We start from the raw sequence: 19,197 nt of genomic DNA, 5'->3' as shown, positions 1-19,197 counted from the left end.
CCGCTAATGGGAAGGGGGCACTGCCCTCCGGTGCCCACCGTGCCGGGCCTGACGCCCGCATTCCCACGGTAGAGTAACACGGGGCGCGGCCCATTCGGAATGGGCAATCGCGCTCGCGACAAGGCAGGAACGATGGCAGACGCAACCGGTGCCGCAGCCGCGGAACCCCAAGAACACGGCGATACCACCGACATGGGCGCTGGCGGCGTGCGCCGCCGCGACTTCATCAACATCGCCGCGCTGAGCGCGGCCGGCGTCGGCGGCGTGGCGGTGATCTACCCGATGATCAGCCAGATGGCGCCCTCGGCCGACGTGCTGGCCGAAAGCACGACCGAGGTCGATGTTTCCGCGATCGAACCGGGCCAGGCCATCAAGGCGGTGTTCCGCAAGCAGCCGCTGTTCGTCCGCCGCCTGACGCCTGCGGAAATGGAAGCGGCCAACGCCGTGCCGCTGAGCTCGCTGCGCGATCCGCAGAGCCTGGCAGACCGGACCAAGCCGGGCCATACCGACCTGCTGGTGACGATGGGCGTGTGCACCCACCTCGGCTGCGTCCCGCTGGGCGCCGCCGAAGGCGAGAACAAGGGCGAGTTCGGCGGATATTTCTGCCCCTGCCACGGCTCGCAGTTCGATACCGCGGCCCGCATTCGCAAGGGCCCCGCGCCGACCAATCTCGAAGTGCCGGATTACTCCTTCACCTCGGACACCACGATCGTGGTCGGCGAAGCTTAAGAGAGAGATGCGATGAGTTTTCCCTGGGCCAAGGAATATACCCCGGCGAGCGGGTTCACCAAGTGGGTGGACGAGAAGCTGCCCCTGCCGCGTTTCGTCTATAACGCGGTCGGCGCGGGCTACCCCGTGCCGCGCAATCTCAATTACATGTGGAATTTCGGCGTTCTGGCGGGCTTCTGTCTTGTCCTGCAGATCGTCACCGGCGTCATCCTGGCGATGCACTACGCCGCCAATGCGCAGGTCGCCTTCGGCACGGTCGAGCACATCATGCGCGACGTCAACTGGGGCTGGATGATGCGCTACATGCACGCCAACGGCGCCAGCTTCTTCTTCCTCGTGCTCTATCTCCACATCTTCCGCGGCTTCTTCTACTCCTCGTACAAGGCCCCGCGCGAGATGATCTGGCTGCTCGGCGTGGTCATCTTCCTGCTCGCGATGGCGACCGCCTTCATGGGTTACGTGTTGCCGTGGGGCCAGATGAGCTTCTGGGGCGCCAAGGTGATTACCGGGCTGTTCTCCGCCATTCCGCTGGTCGGCGAGCCGATCCAGGTGTGGCTGCTGGGCGGCTATGCGCCCGACAACGCCGCGCTCAACCGCTTCTTCAGCCTGCACTTCCTGCTGCCCTTCGTGATCGCGGGTGTCGTCATCCTGCACATCTGGGCGCTGCACATTCCGGGGTCGTCGAACCCGACCGGGGTCGAGGTGAAGAGCGAAAGCGACACCGTGCCGTTCCACCCCTATTACACGGCGAAGGACGGTTTCGGGCTGGGCATCTTCCTGATCCTGTACTGCATCTTCGTGTTCTTCATGCCGAACGTGCTGGGCCACCCGGACAACTATATCGAGGCGAACCCGCTTTCGACGCCCGCGCACATCGTGCCCGAATGGTATTTCTATCCGTTCTACGCGATCCTGCGCGCCTTCACCTTCGACCTGATCCTGCCCGCCAAGCTGTGGGGCGTGCTCGCCATGTTCAGCGCGATCCTGATCTGGTTCCTGCTGCCCTGGCTCGATCGTTCGAAGGTCCGCAGCGGCCACTACCGCCCGCTGTTCCGGACCTTCTTCTGGATCTTCGTGGCCGACATGCTGCTGCTGTTCTACCTCGGCGGCAAGGAAGCGGCGGAGCCCTACGTGATGCTCAGCCAGCTCGCGACGGCGTACTACTTCCTGCACTTCCTCGTGATCCTGCCGGTCGTCTCGTCGATCGAGAAGCCCAAGCCGCTGCCTTTCTCGATCACGGAGGCCGTGCTGGGTTCGGACAAGAAGGCCGTGCTGGGCGAAAACACCCAGCCCGCCACCTGAGACGACGGATAAGAGATTAGGAACTTCAGATGATCCGCATTCTAGCTGCCCTTGCGGGACTCGTATTTGCCGGCGTGGCGCTGATCTCGTTCGTCGCGGGCGCGACCACCTTCCTCACCGAAGAAAAGGTGGAGTCGGCCGAGCACGAGTTTCACAAGCATCCGCGCGATTTCGACTTCCAGTTCGAAGGCGTCGCCGGGACCTGGGACACCGCCCAGCTGCAGCGCGGCCTGAAGGTCTACAGCGAAGTCTGTTCGGCCTGCCACAGCCTGAACTACGTCGCTTTCCGCGATCTCCAGGATCTCGGCTACAGCGAAGCGCAGGTGGAAACCTTCGCGGCGAGCAAGCAGGTTCCGGGCGTCGACCCCAATACTGGCGAGCAGATTTCCCGCCCCGGGGAGCCGACCGACTATTTCCCCTCGCCCTATGCCAACGCCGTGCAGGCCTCTGCCGCGAATGGCGGGAAGATTCCGCCCGACCTCTCGCTGATGACGAAGGCGCGTCACGACGGCACGAACTATGTCGCGTCGCTGCTGGCGGGCTACACCGATCCCCCGGCCGAGCTGGCCGAGGAGTTCCCCGATTTCGTCATTCCCGAATCGGGCTACTACAACCCCTACTTCGCATCGCTGGTGATCGGCATGCCGCCGCAGCTGTCCGACGGGCAGGTGACCTACGACGACGGCACCGAAGCGAGCGTCGACCAGATGTCGCAGGACGTGGCCGCATTCCTGACCTGGACGGCCGAGCCCAAGCTGATCGAGCGCAAGCAGACCGGCTGGCCGGTGCTGATCTTCCTGCTCTTCGCGACCGTGCTGGCCTATTTCGCCAAGCGCCAGATCTGGTCCAGCGTGAAGCCGAAGAAGGACTGATCCGATCCGGGCGGATGCACCCAAGGCAGAGCGCGTCTCGGGGCGCGAGCTGCTTTCGGCAGAGCAATTGCGTGCCAGCATCCGCACGGTCCCCGACTTCCCCAAGCCGGGCATCCAGTTCCGCGACATCACCACGCTGCTGAGCAACCCCGCCGCGCTGCGGACCAGCGTGGCGATGCTCGCCGAGCAGGTGCAGGCGTCGGGCGCGACGCTCGTCGCCGGGATGGAAGCGCGCGGCTTCATTTTCGGCGCGGCGGTGGCGATCGAGGCGGACCTCGGTTTCGTGCCGATCCGCAAGCCCGGCAAGCTGCCGATCGAGACCATCGGCGTCGACTATGCCCTCGAATATGGCAGCGACCGGCTCGAACTCGATCCGGGCGCTATCCCCGCTGATGCCAAAGTGGCGCTGGTCGACGATCTGATCGCGACCGGCGGCACCGCTCTTGCCGCAACGCAGCTCGTCAGGCTCGCCGGGGCGGACGTCGCGGCAGCGCACTTCGTCGTCGATCTGCCCGACCTGGGCGGCGCACGGCGCCTGCGCGATGCGGGTGTCGAAGTGTCCACGCTGCTCGCCTTCGAAGGCGAGTGACCTTGCCAAAAGGCGGGCGCCGGAACACAATCGGCAGCCCTGCCGTTGAGTGCGGGTCTAAGGGGGACTGATCTGGCCATGGAATCGAGCGCACTGGTGATTGCCGCAATCGGCGCGCTGGGCATCGGTGCGCAGTGGATCGCATGGCGGACCGGCTGGCCCGCGATCGTCCTGATGCTCGCCGCAGGATTTCTCGCGGGACCGGTGCTCGGCCTGTTCGACCCCGAAGCCACTTTCGGATCGCTGCTCGAGCCAATGATCGGCATCGGGGTTGCACTGATCCTGTTCGAAGGCGGCCTGAGCCTCGATTTCCGCGAATTGCGACATTCGGGCAGCGCCGTCTGGCGGCTGGCTACGATCGGCGTGATCGTCGGCTGGGCGCTCGGCGCGATCTCGGGCTACTACGTCGCCGGGATCGTGTGGCCGGTGGCCATTCTTTTCGGCGGTATTCTGGTGGTGACGGGCCCCACGGTGGTCCTGCCGCTGCTGCGCCAATCCTCGGTCCAGACGCGGCCCGCCTCGATCCTAAAGTGGGAAGCGATCGTCAACGATCCGACCGGCGCTCTCGCCGCGGTCATCGCCTACGAATATTTCCGAAAGGTTGCCGAGGCACCGGGCGCTTCGTTGTTCGAAGTGGTGCCGCCGCTGATCTTCGCCGCACTGATTTCGGGCGTCATCGGCTATGCCGCCGCCTGGCTCATCGCGTTTCTCTTCCCGCGCGGTGCGGTGCCCGAATATCTGAAGGTGCCGGTGCTCTTCTCGATGGTGATCGCGGTCTTCGTGCTGTGCAACATGATCGAGCACGAGGCGGGGCTGGTCGCCGTCACCGTAATGGGCGTCGCGCTCGCCAACATGGACGTCTCTTCGCTGCGCAGCATTCACCCGTTCAAGGAAAACATCGCGGTCCTGCTGGTTTCGGGAATTTTCATCCTGCTGTCCGCCTCGCTGTCGTGGGACGACCTGCAATATCTCAACTGGCGCTTCGGCGCGTTCCTGGTCGTGCTGCTGTTCTTCGTGCGGCCTGCCACGGTCCTCATCAGCCTGCTGGGCAGCAACATACCCTGGAACGAGCGCCTGTTCCTCGCGTGGATCGCCCCGCGCGGGATCGTGCTCGTCGCGATCTCGGGCCTGTTCGCCCTGCGCCTGAGCGAGCTGGGCTATGGCGACGGCAACGTGCTGATCGGCCTCAGCTTCGCGGTCGTGGTCGCGACGATCGTGGCGCATGGCTTTACCATCAACCTCGCCGCGAGGCTCTTGAAGGTGAGGGGCACGGCGCGTCCCGGGCTGCTGATCGCGGGCAGCACCTCGTGGACGATCGCGCTCGCCAAGCAGATGCATGCGCTGGGCACGCCGGTTATGATCGTCGATTCGAGCTGGCAGCGTCTCGCCGCGGCGCGGCGCGAGGGCCTGCCCTATTACCACGGCGAAATCCTGAACGAAGCGACCGAGCACAACCTCGACCTCAACCCTTACGAGGTGCTCGTCGCCGCGACCGAGAACGAGGCGTACAATGCCCTCGTCTGCAACGAGTTCGCCTACGAGATCGGTCGCGACAGCGTCTACCAGCTGGGCGAAGCGGCCGACGACGATCGGCGCGCGCTGCCCGAATCATTGCGCGGGCGCGCGCTGTTCGCCTCGGGTTTCGGGGTGGCCGAAGTGGAGCAGCGGCAGCAGGAAGGGTGGACCTTCCGCCGGACCAAGCTGACCGAGGAATTCACCATCGACGATGCGCGCGAGAAGCTGGGCGACAAGGCCCAGATGCTCCTGCTGCTGCGCGAAAACGGCGTGATGCGTTTCTTCACCCACGCCGCCAAGCCCGAGCCGCGGGCGGGCGACATCGTCATTACCTATTCACCTCAACAGCTGAAGAGGGCGGAGGCGGAATCGGCAAAGCGGGCCAATGATCCTGCGGCCGGGAAGGCGAAGCCCGCATGAACGAAAGAACAGGGAGGCTGGCCATGCGTGGCCCCATCATCATCTTGGCGCTCGGCGCTCTTGTGGCAGGCTGTGAACGGGAGGAGCCGGCACCGGCACCCGAACCCACGCCGACCGCGACTGCGACCGGGGCGGGCCAGGAACAGGCCTCCATCATCCGCCCAGAAATGGAAGTCGAACGCCCGCCGATCGCGCTCGAGCCGCTGCGCGCGACCATCCCCTTTGCCGACGGCGGTTCCGAACTCGACGACGCAAGCCTCGGCGAACTGCGCAACCTGGTCGAAACCGACCAGTGGCAGCAGGTCGAGCGAGTGATCCTGCGCGGCCACAGCGATGCCGGCGGGTCCGATGCGGTCAACATGCGGATATCGGAAGAGCGCGCGCAGACCGTCGCCGACTGGCTGCAGGAACAGGGGCTCGACAAAGACTCGATTCGCGTGATCGCCTTCGGAGCGCAGAACCCGGTGCAGCCCAATCTCCTGCCCAATGGCGAGCCCAACGAACGCGGGCGCGCCGCCAACCGCCGGGTCGAAGTGACGATCCTCGTGCCCGAAGGCGCGACGATCCCCGATCCCGGACCCACGGCCACGCCCGGCCCGTCGGGCCCGCCCAGCGCACCGCCCACGAGCGGCGCGCCCAAGTCGATCGCGACGCAGTAGGCGCTACGCCGCAGCGATTATCCGCGCATGAGGATGATTGACGGGCCTGCCCTGGTGGTGGCAAGGACACCCGGCGAATGCGGGTATAGCATAGTGGTAATGCTCCAGCCTTCCAAGCTGGCTAGAGGGGTTCGATTCCCCTTACCCGCTCCATCTTCCTGACGGCAGACCGGGCTTGTGTTTGGCCCCTCAGGCGCGTGGCGCGGACCATGCGGCCCGCTTGGGTTGGCCATCGGCCCCCTGCCGGGTCCGGCCTAACCGGCCGACGGGCGGTCGCCCTTTGGCTGCCGTGACCAAGTTTACTTGCGAGCGTCTAACCCTCTCCCACCGCCATATTGTCGATCAGCCGCGTGCCCTGGATATGTGCGGCGACGAGCAGGCGCGCGGGGCGGTCTCCCAGACTATCGATCCGTTCGAGCGACGCCGCATCGGCAAGCGCGGCGTAGTCCACCTTCGAAAAGCCGCCTTCGGTCAGCATGTGCTCCAGATCGCGAAGCGCCGCACCCACCGGCGCGCCCGCCATGATCCGTGCGATCGCCTGCCGCATGGCGCGGGGCAGCACTGCGGCCTTGGCCCGATGCTCGGCATCGAGGTAACGATTGCGGCTCGACAGGGCGAGGCCGTCGTCCTCACGCACGGTCGGTACTCCTATGATCGCGTCGGCGTGCGGCAGGCAAAGGTCGAGATCGCGCGCCATGCGGCGGATCACTGCAAGCTGCTGCCAGTCCTTCTCCCCGAACAGCGCGATGTCCGGCCGCACCTGGTTGAACAGCTTGCAGACGACTGTCGCGACGCCCGCAAAATGCCCCGGCCGACTCGCTCCGCAGAAATCGGCGCTGACGCCTTCGACGCTGATGCTCGTCGCAAAGCCGTCGGGATACATCGTCGCCGCATCGGGCGCCCACAGCGCATCGACCCCCTCGGCTTCGAGCAGCGCGGAATCCGCCGCGAGCGTGCGCGGATAGGCGTCCAGATCCTCGTTCGGGCCGAACTGCGTCGGATTGACGAAAATCGACACAACGACGCGATCGGCACGGGCCTTCGCGGCGCGGACCAGCGTCAGGTGCCCTTCGTGCAGCGCGCCCATCGTGGGGACGAAGGCGATACGCTCTTCCGCCGCGCGCCAGCCGTCGATCGCGGTTCTCAAGTGTTCCAGCCGGTGTATGGATTGCATGGGTCCGGGGCCTTCGATAAACAATTCGTCAACCGGCCTAGCGGTGCCCGACACGCCCGCGCAACAGGCCCGATCGCCATCAGCAAAGGATTGCACGAAGTGACAGGTCGCCGCACGCACCGGATCGTCTTCGCCAACGAAAAGGGCGGCACGGGCAAATCGACCACCGCCGTGCACGTGGCGGTCGCGCTTGCCTATCAGGGCGCGCGCGTCGTCGCGATCGATCTCGACCATCGGCAGCGCACGATGGACCGCTATTTCGAAAACCGGGACGAAACCGCGCGGCGGCGGAGCATTTCGCTGCCGACCGCAGCATCCTCGGTCTTCTCCGACGGCGATGAACAGGCGCTGGAAGAGAAGGCCCGCGAATTGAGCGAAGGCGCGGATTTCCTCATCTTCGACACGCCCGGCCGCGACGATCCGCTCGCGCGCCACGTGGCGCAGGAAGCCGACACGCTGGTGACGCCGCTGAACGACAGCTTCGTCGATTTCGACCTGATCGGGCAGGTGGATGCGGAAAGCTTCAAGGTCCGCCGGCTGAGCTTCTACGCCGAACTCATCTGGGAAGCGCGGCTGGCGCGCAGCAAGACCGCGATCGAACAGGACCGCCCGCAGATGGACTGGGTCGTGGTGCGCAACCGTACCGGCCACACCGAGGCGCGCAACATGGTTCGGATCGAACGCGCCTTGAGCGAACTGAGCAAGCGCGTGGGCTTCCGCGTATCGTCGGGCATGTCCGAGCGCGTGATCTATCGCGAGCTTTTCCCCTCGGGGCTCACGCTGCTCGACAAGGGCTATCTCGGCGATCTCGGCACCAGCCACCTCGTCGCGCGGCAGGAGCTGCGCCAGCTGGTGCACAACCTGCGCCTGCCCGTACCCGACGGCGCGGACCGCGCGCTGGAAGCGGCCTGATGCTCCGCCTGCTGGTCATCGCTGCGGTGCTCAGCATAGTCTGCCGCTGGATTTTCGGACGCTGGCCGTGGGATTTCCTCAGGCCGCCGCCGACCAGGGGCCAGTCGGTGTTTCGTGCGCGCAAGCTGCTCGGCGTTTCGTCCGACGCCAGCCACGCCCAGATCATCGAAGCCCACAAACGCCTTGTGCGGCAGGTCCATCCCGATATGGGCGGGACGAGCGCGCAGGTCCACGAAGCCAACGCCGCGCGCGACACGCTAATCGAACATCTGCCGGAGAGTGAAAAGCCGTCATGAGTCACAGTTTCGACCCGACCATCCTGAGAGAATACGACATTCGCGGCATCATCGGGGAAACGCTGGAGGCGGACGATGCGCGCGCCATCGGCCGCAGCTTCGGCACGCTGATCAGGCGCGCGGGCGGATCGCGCGTCGCGGTCGGCTACGACGGGCGGCAAAGCTCCCCGATGCTGGAGCATGCCGTGGTCGAGGGCCTGACCGCGAGCGGGTGCGATGTCGTGCGCGTGGGGCTGGGGGCGACGCCGATGCTCTATTACGCGGAAGCCTCAGCCGACGACGTGGATGGCGGCATCCAGATAACCGGCAGCCATAATCCCCCCAATTACAACGGCTTCAAGATGGTGTTTCAGGGCCGACCCTTTTTCGGCACCGATATCCAGCGGCTGGGCGAAATGGCGGCGGCGGGCGACTGGGAGGATGGCAGCGGTTCGGCGATCGACCGCCCGCTCCTCGACGCCTATGTCGAGCGCCTGCTCGAGGCTATCGACGGGATCGATCGCGACACGCTCGAAAGCCTCAAGATCGGCTGGGATGCGGGCAACGGAGCAGCCGGCCCCGCGCTCGAAAAGCTTGTCACCCTGCTGCCCGGCGAGCATCACGTTCTCTACGCAGAGGTCGATGGCACTTTCCCCAATCATCATCCCGATCCCACGGTCGAGGCCAATCTGGCCGACCTGCGCGATCTGGTCGCGCAGAACGGGCTCGATTTCGGAGTGGCTTTCGATGGCGATGGCGACCGGATCGGCGCGATCGACGGCGAAGGGCGGGTGATCTGGGGCGACCAGCTGCTGATGATCTACGCGCAGGACCTGCTGCAAAGGCGCGCCGGCGCCACGATTATAGCGGATGTGAAGGCCAGCCGCGCGCTGTTCGACCATGTCGAGGCGCATGGCGGCAAGCCGCTGATGTGGAAGACCGGGCACTCGCTGATTAAGTCCAAAATGAAGGAAACTGGCTCGCCGCTCGCAGGCGAGATGAGCGGGCACGTGTTCTTCGCGGATACCTATTACGGATACGACGATGCGCTCTACGCAGGCGTGCGCCTGATCGCGGCGTCGGCGCGGCTGGGGCAGTCGGTGACGCAGCTGCGCGGCGCGATGCCCGCGATGGTCAACACGCCCGAAATGCGCTTCCAGGTCGACGAGTCGCGCAAGTTTGCGGCGATCGACGAGGTCAAGGCGCGGCTGGCGGACAGCCCGGCGCAGGTGGACGGCACCGACGGCGTGCGCGTCACCACCGACGACGGCTGGTGGCTGCTGCGCGCCTCGAACACGCAGGACGTGCTCGTCGCGCGCGCCGAGAGCGACAGCGAGGAAGGTCTCGCCCGGCTGATGGAACAGATCGACGAGCAGCTGGCGCTGTCCGGGCTGGAGCGGGGTGAGCAGGCCGGGCACTGACGTCTAAGGGGGAACGGACATGAAGACATTCGCGATTTCCGCCGCGCTGGGTGCGCTCGCTCTGGCGCAGCCTGCCTTTGCGCAGGATGGCGCCATGGAGGAAATCGATCCCGACGCCCCGACCGAGATCGTCACCGAGCCGGACGGTGACGCGTCCGGCGGCGAGGAGGACATGGACCCCGCCGCGCTGGCCATGATCAGCTCGATGTTCGCCGCGATGTTCCAGGCCGACCCGCTGACGCCCGAGGCCGAGGCGCGGCTGCCCGAGGCGACCGCCGTTGCCGCGAGCCTGGTGCCCGAAGGCGTCTACGGCGAGATGATGGGCCAGATGATGGAATCCTTCCTCTCGCCCATCCTCGAAATGGCCGAAAGCGACGGCGGCGGGATGAGTGCAGGCGACCTCGCCGAATATACCGGGCTCTACGGCGAAGACCTCGACAGGCTTTCGCCCGAAGAGCGTGTCGAGCTGACGCAGATGTTCGATCCGGTCTACGAAACGCGCTCGAGGGCGCAGTTCGACATGATCTTGAGCACCGCGAACACGGCATTCGCCGCGCTCGAACCCGGTGTGCGCGACGGGTTGGCCAAGGCCTATGCCAGCCGCTTCGAAAGCGGCGAGCTTGTGGCGCTCAACGCCTTCTTCGCCACCCCGGTGGGCGCGAAATATGCGCGCCAGAGCCTCGTCATCAACACCGACCCGCAGGTCATCTCGGGCATGATGCAATCGATCCCGAGCATGCTGCAGGAACTGCCGGTGCTCCTCGAAGGCATCGAGGAGGCGGAAGCCGGCCTGCCCGAGCCGCGCCGCTACGACGACCTGACGCCCTCCGAACAGCGGCGCGCGTCCGAGATTCTCGGCGTCGACCAGATGACGCTGCGGCAAAGCATGGCGGATGTGGATGCCATGACCGACGCAGCGGCTGCCGACGCCGAAGCCAATGTCGATGCGATGGCCGAGATTGCCGCCGACGAGGCCGAAATGGCTGCGGAGGAATTCGAAGCGGGGGAGGAAGAGCGCGAAGAAGAGCCCGAAAGCTTCGAGGACGCCATGGAAGATCTGGGTGAGGCTCCCGGCGCGCAATAAGCGCTCGGCTCCAACCGCCTCCCCGTGCATTGTGAAGGCATGACGGGCAGCGGCGTACCGCCAGAAATAGAGCAGTGGTTCGCGGGGCGCGACTGGCGCATCCGCAGCCACCAGCGCGCCATGCTCGATGCGAGCGATGCGGGCGACCATGCGCTGCTGGTGGCCGATACAGGCGCGGGCAAGACGCTCGCCGGTTTCTTGCCGACGCTGGCGGCGTTCACGCCCTCGCGGCTGGACGGAGCAAAACCGCCCGAAGGCCTGCACACGATCTACGTCTCGCCGCTGAAGGCGCTCGCGCAGGATGTCGCGCGCAACCTGCTCGCGCCGATCGAGGAGATGGGGCTGCCGATCCGCGCGGAGACCCGCAGCGGCGACACCTCCTCCGACCGCAAGCGGCGCCAGCGCGACAAGCCGCCCCATGTCCTGCTGACCACGCCCGAAAGCCTATCGCTTCTGCTCTCCTATCCCGAGAGCTTCGAGATGTTCGCGGGATGCAAGCGCATCGTGATCGACGAGATCCACGCTTTCGCCACCGGCAAGCGCGGTGATCTGCTCGCGCTGTGCCTCGCACGTTTGCAGGCGCTCGCGCCGGACATGCAGCGCGCTGCCCTTTCGGCGACGGTCGCCAACGAGGAAGGCTTCCGCGAATGGCTCGCGCCATGGGGCGAGATCGATCGCGTGGCGGTGGTGCAGGGCGAGCCCGGTGCGCCGCCCGAAGTCGAGATCCTCCTGCCGGACGAGAACCGCGTGCCCTGGGGCGGCCATGCCGCGACCTGGGCGATCCCGCAGCTTTACGAGCTGATCCGCGCGAACCGCACGACGCTGGTCTTCACCAACACGCGCTTTCTCGCCGAATATATCTTCCAGCATCTGTGGGACGTGAACGAGGACAAGCTGCCGATCGGCATCCACCACGGTTCGCTCAGCCGCGAAGCGCGCGAGCGGGTCGAGGGTGCGATGGCGGCGGGCGAGTTGCGCGCGCTGGTGGCGACCGCCAGCCTCGATCTGGGTGTCGACTGGGGCGATATCGACTGCGTGGTCCAGATGGGGGCGCCCAAGGGATCCTCGCGCCTGCTGCAACGCGTGGGGCGTGCCAACCACCGGCTTGACCAGCCGAGCCGTGCGGTGCTGGTGCCGGGCAACCGGTTCGAATTTCTCGAGGCGCAGGCCGCCAAGGACGCGGTCGACGAAGGCCAGCGCGATGGCGAGGATTTTCGCGAGGGCGGGCTCGACGTGCTCGCGCAGCACGTGATGGCCTGCGTCTGCGCCGCGCCCTTCGACGAAGCGGAGCTCCTGCGCGAGGTGCGCAGCGCCTTGCCCTATGCGTGGGTGGACGAGGAGGTTTTCGCGCGGGTGCTGAACTTCGTCGCCACCGGCGGCTATGCCCTCAAGGCCTATGACCGCTTCCAGCGGATCGTGCGCGACCGTTCGGGCGAGTGGCGGCTCACCCACCCGCAGCACGCCGCGCGCCATCGCCTGAATGCCGGGATCATCATGGATGCCGAGATGCTGGAGGTGCGCTTCCGCAATGGTCGCTCGCTCGGCCGGGTGGAAGAGAACTTCGCCGCGCAGCTTTCTCCCGGTGACACCTTCGCCTTTGCCGGCACGTCGCTCGAGGTCGAACAGCTGCGCGACATGGAGATTATCGTGCGTGCGTCGACCAAGGCGGCGATGATCCCGAGCTATGGCGGCGCTCGCATGCCGCTGACGACGCATCTGGCGGACCGCGTGCGCGCCATGCTGGTCGACCGCGCAGGCTGGGCGCGCTTCCCCGACGATGTGCGCGAATGGCTCGAAATGCAGGACTGGCGCAGCCAGATGCCGGGTCCGGACAACCTGCTGGTCGAAAGCTTCCCGCGCGCCGAGCGGCACTACACCGTGTATTACACCTTCATCGGCTGGAATGCGAACCAGTCGCTCGGCATGCTGATCACCAAGCGGATGGAGGACCGCGGGCTGGTGCCCGGCGGGTTCGTGGCGAACGACTATTCGCTGGCGGTATGGGGCCTCAAGCCGGTGACCGACCCGGCGCCGCTGCTGTCACCCGACATCCTCGCGCATGAATTCGTCGACTGGGTGCAGGATTCGCACCTGCTTCGGCGCAGCTTCCGCGAAGTTGCGGTGATCGGCGGGCTGGTGGATCGGCAGCACCCGGGCAAGCGCAAGACCGGGAAGCAGGTGACCTTCTCGACCGACCTGATCTACGACGTGCTGCGCAAGTACGAGCCCGATCACGTGCTGCTGGAAGCCGCGTGGGCCGATGCGCGCACGCGGATGACCGACGTCGGGCGGCTGGGCGACCTGCTCGACCGGGCGCAGAGCGACCTCGTCCATGTCGAGCTCGACCGTGTCAGCCCGCTCGCGGTCCCCGTCATGGTGATGATCGGCCGCGAGAGCGTACCGCAGGGCTCGGTCGACGACGAGCTCTTGCTCGAGGCCGAAAGCCTGGCCGGAGAGGCGATGCGCCCCGGGGACTAGGCGCGCGTCACTCCTACTGGCGTTTATCGGGCTTCGAACTGGCGATACTTTTCGTTGCCGACGAAGCCGAAAGTGGTGACCGGCGATGCTTCGATCAGGTTGAGCGTCCGCGCCGAGAGCTCGTAGCTCGCATTGGCTTCGGGCTCGAACTGCAGTTCCGGCTCGGGGGCGATCTCGCTGGCCAGGGCGAGATTGGCCTTGAGCTCGGGCTGAGTTACGGGCTCGCCGTTCCACAGCACGATGCCGCTTTCGGTGACCACCACCTTGTTGACCACCGGATCGACATCGAAAGTACCCTCACCGGTGCCGACATCAATATCGACCGAATGGGCGGCGAGCGGGATGGTGATGATGAACATGATCAGGAGGACGAGCAGGACATCGATCAAGGGTGTCATGTTCATGTCGGCCAGCGGGCCGGTCGGGGTGGATTGCGCGTAAGCCATCATCACTCTCCCATGTTGGAGATGTGAAAGTATAACATTCTGGCGTGGCGCGCCAGTGGTCTGTAGAATCGTTGCTGGCGGGCACAAAAAAAGGGGCGGACACGAAAAAGGGGCGGATCGCTCCGCCCCTCGATCGGGTGGCCTGCGCCGTGGCGGGGCCGGTTATGCAGGCATTTCTACTTGCCGAAGGTCCGGTACTGCTCGTTACCCACGAAGCCGAACTTGGTGACGCCCGACGCCTTGATGATGTTGAGCGTACGCGCCGAGATGTCGTAGCTGGCGAGCGGTTCCGGCTCGAACTGCAGTTCGGGCTCGGGCTCGATCTCGCGGGTGAGTTCGAGGTTGCGCACCAGCTGACCCTGGTTGATCGCTTCGCCGTTCCACAGGATCTCGCCGTTCTGGGTCAACACAATCTTGTTCTTGATCGGGTCGATATCCTGCTGCGGATCGTTGGGGTTCGGCTGCGGGAGGTCGATATTGACCGCGTGGGTCGCGACCGGGATCGTGATGATGAACATGATGAGGAGCACGAGCAGGACGTCGATCAACGGCGTCATGTTCATGTCCATCATCGGCGTGCCATCATCGCTGCCGCCTGACATAGCCATGGTTGTGGTCTCCTAAATCTTTATCGCGGGCCGCTTAGCCGTTCGGATCGACCGGGTTCGAGATGAACCCGACCGTCGGATAGCCGGCAGCCTGCACGTTGTAGATCGCACCCGCAACACAGCGCCACGGCGCGTTGACGTCGCCACGAATGTGGACCTGCGGAATGAGATCGGGGTCTTCCATGATCGCTTCCGGTCCACCGGCACGCTGCACGATGCTGTCGAGGCGCTCGAACGACTGGTCGTAGAGTTCTTCCGACGTCACCGGCGTGGTGTTATTGAAATAGACGCGGCATTCGCCGTCGCGCGCTGCGCCGGTATAGCCGCTTTCGCCCGCCGCATTGCCCGAACCGTCGGTGGTGCTGACCGTCAGCAGCAGGTTCTCGACCTTGTCTTTCGATTCGACCGATTCGAAAATGGGAATTTCGAGCTTCTCGATCGTCTGGATCGCGACCGGAACCGCGATCAGGAAGATGATGAGAAGCACCAGCATCACGTCCACCAGCGGAGTGGTGTTGATGTCTGCCATCGGCGTATCGCCGCTGCCTCCCGTGGAAATCGCCATGGTTTCCGTCCTATCCTAGTTGACCTGTGAAGGAACTGAACGGGGCCGCACCGCGTGCGGCCCCGACAGTCGCTTACTTCTTGACAGTCGTCTTGGCTGCCTGCGCGGTCGACGTCGCCGTCATCGGCTTCACCGAGCCGTTCGAGTTGATGTAGGCCAGCAGATCGGTCGAGAAACCGGTCAGCAGTTCGGCGATCCGCTTGTTGCGGGCCATCAGCCAGTTGTACGCGAACACGGCCGGCACGGCGACGAGCAGGCCGATGGCGGTCATGATCAGGGCTTCACCGACGGGGCCGGCGACCTTGTCGATCGAGGCCGAACCGGCAAGGCCGATGTTGATCAGCGCGCGGTAGATCCCGATCACGGTACCGAGCAGACCGACGAACGGTGCCGTTGCACCGACCGTGGCGAGGAACGCGAGACCGCCGTTGAGGCGCGACATGATCGCGTCCTGCGAGCGGGCGAGCGAACCGTGCATCCAGTCGTGCGCTTCCATGCTGTCGGTCATCTTGCCGTGCTGGTCGCGGGCAGCGAGGCTGTCGTCGACCATCTGGCGCCATGCGCTGTTCTTGTCGAGCTTGGTTGCGCCTTCGTCCAGGGTGTTGGCACGCCAGAACTGCGAACGCACCTTCTTGTACTGGCCCAGCACCTTGTTCTGCTCGAGCAGCTTGGTGATGAGGATGTAGAACGAACCGACCGACATGATGACCAGGACGGCCAGGATGGTCCAGGCGATCGGACCGCCCTGTTCCATGGCTTCCATGAAGCCGAATTCAGTCTGCGGGCCTGCCTCGCCAGCGGCCGCCATAAGATTAATGAACATCGCGAACTCTCCAAAAAAGTATGGCTGTTAACAAAATCTGGCGCGCATCCCTTGTCGCCGGATGTGGGATGCGCGCCGTTTAAATCAGTCCGGAAGCACCCACTGCACCGTCCCGTTGAAGGTACCGTCCCGGTTGAAGCGGGCCCGACGCTCGATCAGCCGGCAGGACGCATCCTTGAGCGCCTGGGGCGCCGAACCGCCGGTGATCGTGCACCCGCTCACCCGGCCATTGCCGCCGATAGTGAGGCGGAAGGACACGGTGCCCGTGTAATCGCGGGAGACCCAGCTCGAACGGTAGTCCGAGGTCGTGATCCACGTACCCGCGTTGTTCGTCGGCCGCAGCGGTTCCGCCGGGGGCGGAGGCGGCGGCGGCGGAGGCGGCGGGGGCGGAGGCGCCGGAGGCGCAACCGGCGCAGCAGGCGGGATCCGCAGCGCAGGCGGAGCCGGCGGCGGAATCGTCTGCTGTGTCCGCACGGGCGGCGGGTTCGTCGCGACCGAAATCGGCGGCGGCGGCGCTACCGGCGGCGGAGGCGCAGTCTCTTGTTGCGGCTCGGGGGGCGGGGGTTCTTCCTCCGGCTCCGGCGGCGGCGGTTCCTCGATATCGACTGTCGTCACCCGTTCCACGACCTTCTTGGCGGCTTCGTAAGCCAGGCCGGTAATAAGGACGTAGCCGATGACGACATGAATGAGACCGACGATGATGATAGCGACAATCTTGTTACCGCTCATCTGTTGATCTGAATAAGCCATGCAGTCGCATCACTCCATCAAGCACCGGGCGCGGCCCGGCGATCATGTCCGGCGGCTGCACCGGACGGCGATTGTTCAAACCTCTCCAGCCAATTCGATTGCATCCCCGGGCGATGCCGAAGGCGCAATCTCTTTAGCCGGAAGGGCCGTGTCCGGGTAATTTCATACCGTCCACCCAGACGCGCCGGGTCTTAAACAGGATGATTACCCTCTGCAAACCCTTTGTCGGTTCAGTCGGGATTCACGGCCGGATGTGTCTGCCACCTGAAAATCATCCGGTCGAAACCCTATATCGTTCCGACCTGTTCAATCATGGAGAGCGCCTTGAAGTTCCTCCCGTCGATCATATGCGCCGCGATGCTGGCCACCGGCGTCCCCGCAGCCGCGCCCCTCGCGGCCCAGAATGCGAGCCAGGGCGTGCAAGCGCCCAGGCAGGCGAGCGATGCCGATCTCATCGATCTGGCGGATTATGCCGACCTCGTCGTGCGCGCCAAAGTCCGCCGCCAGAGTGAGGTAGAGCCGGAACGGGCCCCGGGGCTGCGGCCGGGATACGCGCGCTTCTACATCGAGGCGGAGACGCTCGGCCTGATCGCCGGGTCCACTTCGCTGGGCGAGCGCGTGAACTATCTCGTTGATCTCCCGCTCGACGCACGCGGTCGCAAGCCCAAGCTGCGCAAGGAAGAGGTGCTGCTCTTCGCCCGCCCCGTGGCCGGCCGCCCGAGCCAGCTGCAACTGGTCGCGCCCGATGCCCAGCTGCTCTGGGACGAGGGGCTGGAGCGGCGCACCCGTCTCATTCTGGAACAGCTCGTCGCGCCCGGTGCCGCGCCCAAGATCGTGGGCATTCGCGACGCGCTGTCGGTCGCCGGAACGCTTGCTGGCGAATCGGAAACGCAGATCTTCCTCGAGACCGTCGACAACTCCCCCGCAGCCATCAGCGTGGTCCGCCGGCCGAACATGGCGCCGGTGTGGGGCGTGTCCTTCTCCGAAATCGTCGACCAGGCGGTGCGTGTGCCCGAGACGGGTTCGCTCGCTTACTATCGCCTGTCCTGCGCGCTGCCGCGGAGCCTGCCGAGCGAGGCGAATCTGGCGCGCGAGCCGGCCGACCGAGCCCGGGCGAGCGACGATTATCGCTACGTCCTGTCGCAGCTGGGCCAGTGCGAGCGCCTGCGCGAAGCGCCCACGTTGCCTTACTAGTCTGCACGTCCGGGGCCGCAGGGGGCTTGCCAACGCGTCTCGCGGCCCTAATCGCGTGCGGCCATGGATGACGCATTGAAGATCGGAATCGCCGGGCTCGGCACCGTGGGCACGGGCGTGCTGCACCTGCTGAGCGAACATGGGGACCTGCTTGCCGCGCGCAGCGGCCGCAGGATCGAGGTCGTCGCGGTGAGCGCGCGCGACCGATCGCGCGAGCGGGGCATGGACCTGTCGGCGCTGCAATGGTGCGACGATCCGGTCGAGCTGGCGACACTCCCCGGCCTCGATGTCGTGGTCGAGGCGATCGGCGGCGCGGATGGCCCGGCGCTGGATCTGGCGCGCGCCGCGCTGGGTAACGGGCGCGCGGTCGTCACCGCCAACAAGGCGATGATCGCGGAGCATGGCTACGACCTTGCGCAACTTGCGGGCGACAACGGTGCGGCGATGCTGTTCGAAGCCGCAGTGTGCGCGGGCACGCCGATCCTCCAGACACTGCGCGATGGCCTGTCGGGCAACCGGTTCGACCGGATCGAGGGCATTCTCAACGGGACCAGCAACTACATCCTGTCCGCGATGGAGCGCTCGGGAGAGGACTTTGCCGACACGCTGCGCGAGGCCCAGCAGCTAGGCTATGCCGAAGCCGATCCCGCGCTCGACGTCGACGGGGGCGACGCGGCGCACAAGCTCGCGATCCTCGCCGCGCTGGCCTTCGGGGTGCGCCCCGATTTCGCCAGCGTCGAGGTCGAGGGGATTCGCGCGGTGCGCGCCGCCGACATCATGCAGGCCGAACGGCTCGGCTATGTCGTCCGGCTGGTCGCGATGGCCGATCTGGAGCGGCAGGGCGGCGAGCCCGAGCGGCTGTTGCAGCGCGTGCGGCCCTGCCTGCTGCCTGCCAATCACCCGCTCGCCGCGATCGACGGGCCGACCAATGCAGTGCTCGCGCAGGGCGACTTCTCCGGCCCGATCCTGATCCAGGGCGCGGGCGCGGGGCGCGAGGCGACCGCCAGCGGCGTGGTCGCCGATCTCGTCTCGCTCGCGCGCGGACAGGCGCGCCATCCCTTCGCCGTGGCGGCCGACGCGCTCGCCACCGCCGAGCGTGCCGATTCGGGTGCGCGCGAGGCGCGCTACTACCTCCGCTTCGTCGTGGCCGACCGCCCGGGCGTGCTGGCCGAGCTGGCGGCGGCGATGCGCGATGCGCGGGTCAGCATCCAGAGCCTGATCCAGGAAGGCGAGAGCGTCGATCCCGAAGAGGCGGGGATCATGATCGCGCTCGTCACGCACAAGGCACCCGCGCGCAACGTGCGCGACGCGCTGATGCGCCTGCAGGGTGCCGACAGCGTCGTGCAGCCGCCGCTCGCGATGCCGATCCTGCAGAACTGAG

General features: G+C 66.1%; 19 protein-coding genes and 1 tRNA gene. 14 read left to right on the top strand and 6 right to left on the bottom strand.

Going from position 1 to position 19,197, the window contains the following annotated elements; genetic code table 11:
* Positions 1–132: 132 nt before the first annotated feature.
* The 7 genes from petA (at position 133) to DL238_RS02705 (ending at position 6,239) form a co-directional block, all read left to right on the top strand.
* Complete coding sequence (gene petA, locus DL238_RS02735) at positions 133–729, top strand: ubiquinol-cytochrome c reductase iron-sulfur subunit (protein ID WP_181883794.1); 597 nt, start codon at positions 133–135, stop codon at positions 727–729.
* 12 nt (positions 730–741) lie between these two features.
* Complete coding sequence (locus DL238_RS02730) at positions 742–2,031, top strand: cytochrome b (protein ID WP_115490851.1); 1,290 nt, start codon at positions 742–744, stop codon at positions 2,029–2,031.
* A gap of 29 nt (positions 2,032–2,060) precedes the next feature.
* Entirely contained in the window at positions 2,061–2,903 is an 843-nt protein-coding gene (locus tag DL238_RS02725) for a cytochrome c1 (protein WP_115490850.1), read from the top strand.
* 67 nt (positions 2,904–2,970) lie between these two features.
* Positions 2,971–3,492 (top strand): adenine phosphoribosyltransferase, encoded by a 522-nt coding sequence (locus DL238_RS02720; RefSeq protein ID WP_234030932.1) that lies wholly within the window; start codon positions 2,971–2,973, stop codon positions 3,490–3,492.
* A 78-nt stretch (positions 3,493–3,570) separates the two neighbouring features.
* Positions 3,571–5,427, top strand: a complete 1,857-nt coding sequence (locus DL238_RS02715) for a cation:proton antiporter (RefSeq protein ID WP_115490848.1) — start codon at positions 3,571–3,573, stop codon at positions 5,425–5,427.
* A 23-nt stretch (positions 5,428–5,450) separates the two neighbouring features.
* Complete coding sequence (locus DL238_RS02710; protein WP_115490847.1) at positions 5,451–6,086, top strand: OmpA family protein; 636 nt, start codon at positions 5,451–5,453, stop codon at positions 6,084–6,086.
* A 79-nt stretch (positions 6,087–6,165) separates the two neighbouring features.
* Positions 6,166–6,239 (top strand) — tRNA-Gly (locus tag DL238_RS02705).
* 160 nt (positions 6,240–6,399) lie between these two features.
* Here the strand turns inward: DL238_RS02705 and panC are convergent.
* Positions 6,400–7,260, bottom strand: a complete 861-nt coding sequence (gene panC, locus DL238_RS02700) for a pantoate--beta-alanine ligase (protein ID WP_115490846.1) — start codon at positions 7,258–7,260, stop codon at positions 6,400–6,402.
* A gap of 99 nt (positions 7,261–7,359) precedes the next feature.
* On the opposite strand from panC, the gene DL238_RS02695 reads away from it, so the two are divergent.
* From DL238_RS02695 to DL238_RS02675, 5 genes are read left to right on the top strand one after another with little or no spacing between them, the layout of a single operon-like run.
* The gene (locus DL238_RS02695; RefSeq protein WP_115492734.1) at positions 7,360–8,172 is read left to right on the top strand and encodes a division plane positioning ATPase MipZ; all 813 of its coding nucleotides are present in this window, start codon (positions 7,360–7,362) and stop codon (positions 8,170–8,172) included.
* Positions 8,172–8,468, top strand: a complete 297-nt coding sequence (locus DL238_RS02690) for a J domain-containing protein (protein WP_115490845.1) — start codon at positions 8,172–8,174, stop codon at positions 8,466–8,468. Before DL238_RS02695 ends, DL238_RS02690 begins: the two co-directional genes overlap by 1 nt.
* Positions 8,465–9,868: a phosphoglucomutase/phosphomannomutase PgmG gene (pgmG, locus tag DL238_RS02685; RefSeq protein WP_115490844.1), complete on the top strand. Its 1,404-nt coding sequence runs from the start codon at positions 8,465–8,467 to the stop codon at positions 9,866–9,868. The genes DL238_RS02690 and pgmG overlap by 4 nt, the downstream gene beginning before the upstream one ends.
* A 19-nt stretch (positions 9,869–9,887) precedes the next feature.
* A complete protein-coding gene (locus DL238_RS02680; protein WP_115490843.1) occupies positions 9,888–10,952 on the top strand; it encodes a DUF2059 domain-containing protein in 1,065 nt (354 codons plus the stop codon).
* Between the two features lie 39 nt (positions 10,953–10,991).
* Positions 10,992–13,430 (top strand): ligase-associated DNA damage response DEXH box helicase, encoded by a 2,439-nt coding sequence (locus tag DL238_RS02675; protein ID WP_115490842.1) that lies wholly within the window; start codon positions 10,992–10,994, stop codon positions 13,428–13,430.
* A gap of 23 nt (positions 13,431–13,453) precedes the next feature.
* Here DL238_RS02675 and DL238_RS02670 read toward each other — a convergent pair whose 3' ends face one another.
* The 5 genes from DL238_RS02670 to DL238_RS02650 form a co-directional block, all read right to left on the bottom strand.
* A complete protein-coding gene (locus DL238_RS02670; protein WP_234030931.1) occupies positions 13,454–13,876 on the bottom strand; it encodes an ExbD/TolR family protein in 423 nt (140 codons plus the stop codon).
* Between the two features lie 176 nt (positions 13,877–14,052).
* Positions 14,053–14,484, bottom strand: coding sequence for an ExbD/TolR family protein (locus tag DL238_RS02665; RefSeq protein ID WP_115490841.1), 432 nt, complete (start codon positions 14,482–14,484; stop codon positions 14,053–14,055).
* 34 nt (positions 14,485–14,518) lie between these two features.
* Positions 14,519–15,049, bottom strand: coding sequence for an ExbD/TolR family protein (locus DL238_RS02660; RefSeq protein ID WP_181883793.1), 531 nt, complete (start codon positions 15,047–15,049; stop codon positions 14,519–14,521).
* A gap of 73 nt (positions 15,050–15,122) precedes the next feature.
* Positions 15,123–15,872: a MotA/TolQ/ExbB proton channel family protein gene (locus tag DL238_RS02655; RefSeq protein WP_115490840.1), complete on the bottom strand. Its 750-nt coding sequence runs from the start codon at positions 15,870–15,872 to the stop codon at positions 15,123–15,125.
* A gap of 84 nt (positions 15,873–15,956) precedes the next feature.
* Positions 15,957–16,622 (bottom strand): energy transducer TonB, encoded by a 666-nt coding sequence (locus DL238_RS02650; RefSeq protein ID WP_234030930.1) that lies wholly within the window; start codon positions 16,620–16,622, stop codon positions 15,957–15,959.
* 324 nt (positions 16,623–16,946) lie between these two features.
* Between DL238_RS02650 and DL238_RS02645 the strand changes: the two genes are divergently transcribed.
* Positions 16,947–17,816 (top strand): hypothetical protein, encoded by an 870-nt coding sequence (locus tag DL238_RS02645; RefSeq protein ID WP_115492731.1) that lies wholly within the window; start codon positions 16,947–16,949, stop codon positions 17,814–17,816.
* A 63-nt stretch (positions 17,817–17,879) separates the two neighbouring features.
* A complete protein-coding gene (locus DL238_RS02640) occupies positions 17,880–19,196 on the top strand; it encodes a homoserine dehydrogenase (RefSeq protein WP_115490838.1) in 1,317 nt (438 codons plus the stop codon).
* Position 19,197 lies beyond the last annotated feature (1 nt).

The sequence above is a fragment of the Alteriqipengyuania lutimaris genome (assembly GCF_003363135.1).
In the GTDB taxonomy this organism is placed as follows: Bacteria; Pseudomonadota; Alphaproteobacteria; order Sphingomonadales; family Sphingomonadaceae; genus Alteriqipengyuania; species Alteriqipengyuania lutimaris.
Note: the sequence above shows the minus strand (reverse complement) of the source record. Positions and strands in the feature narration are given on the sequence as shown.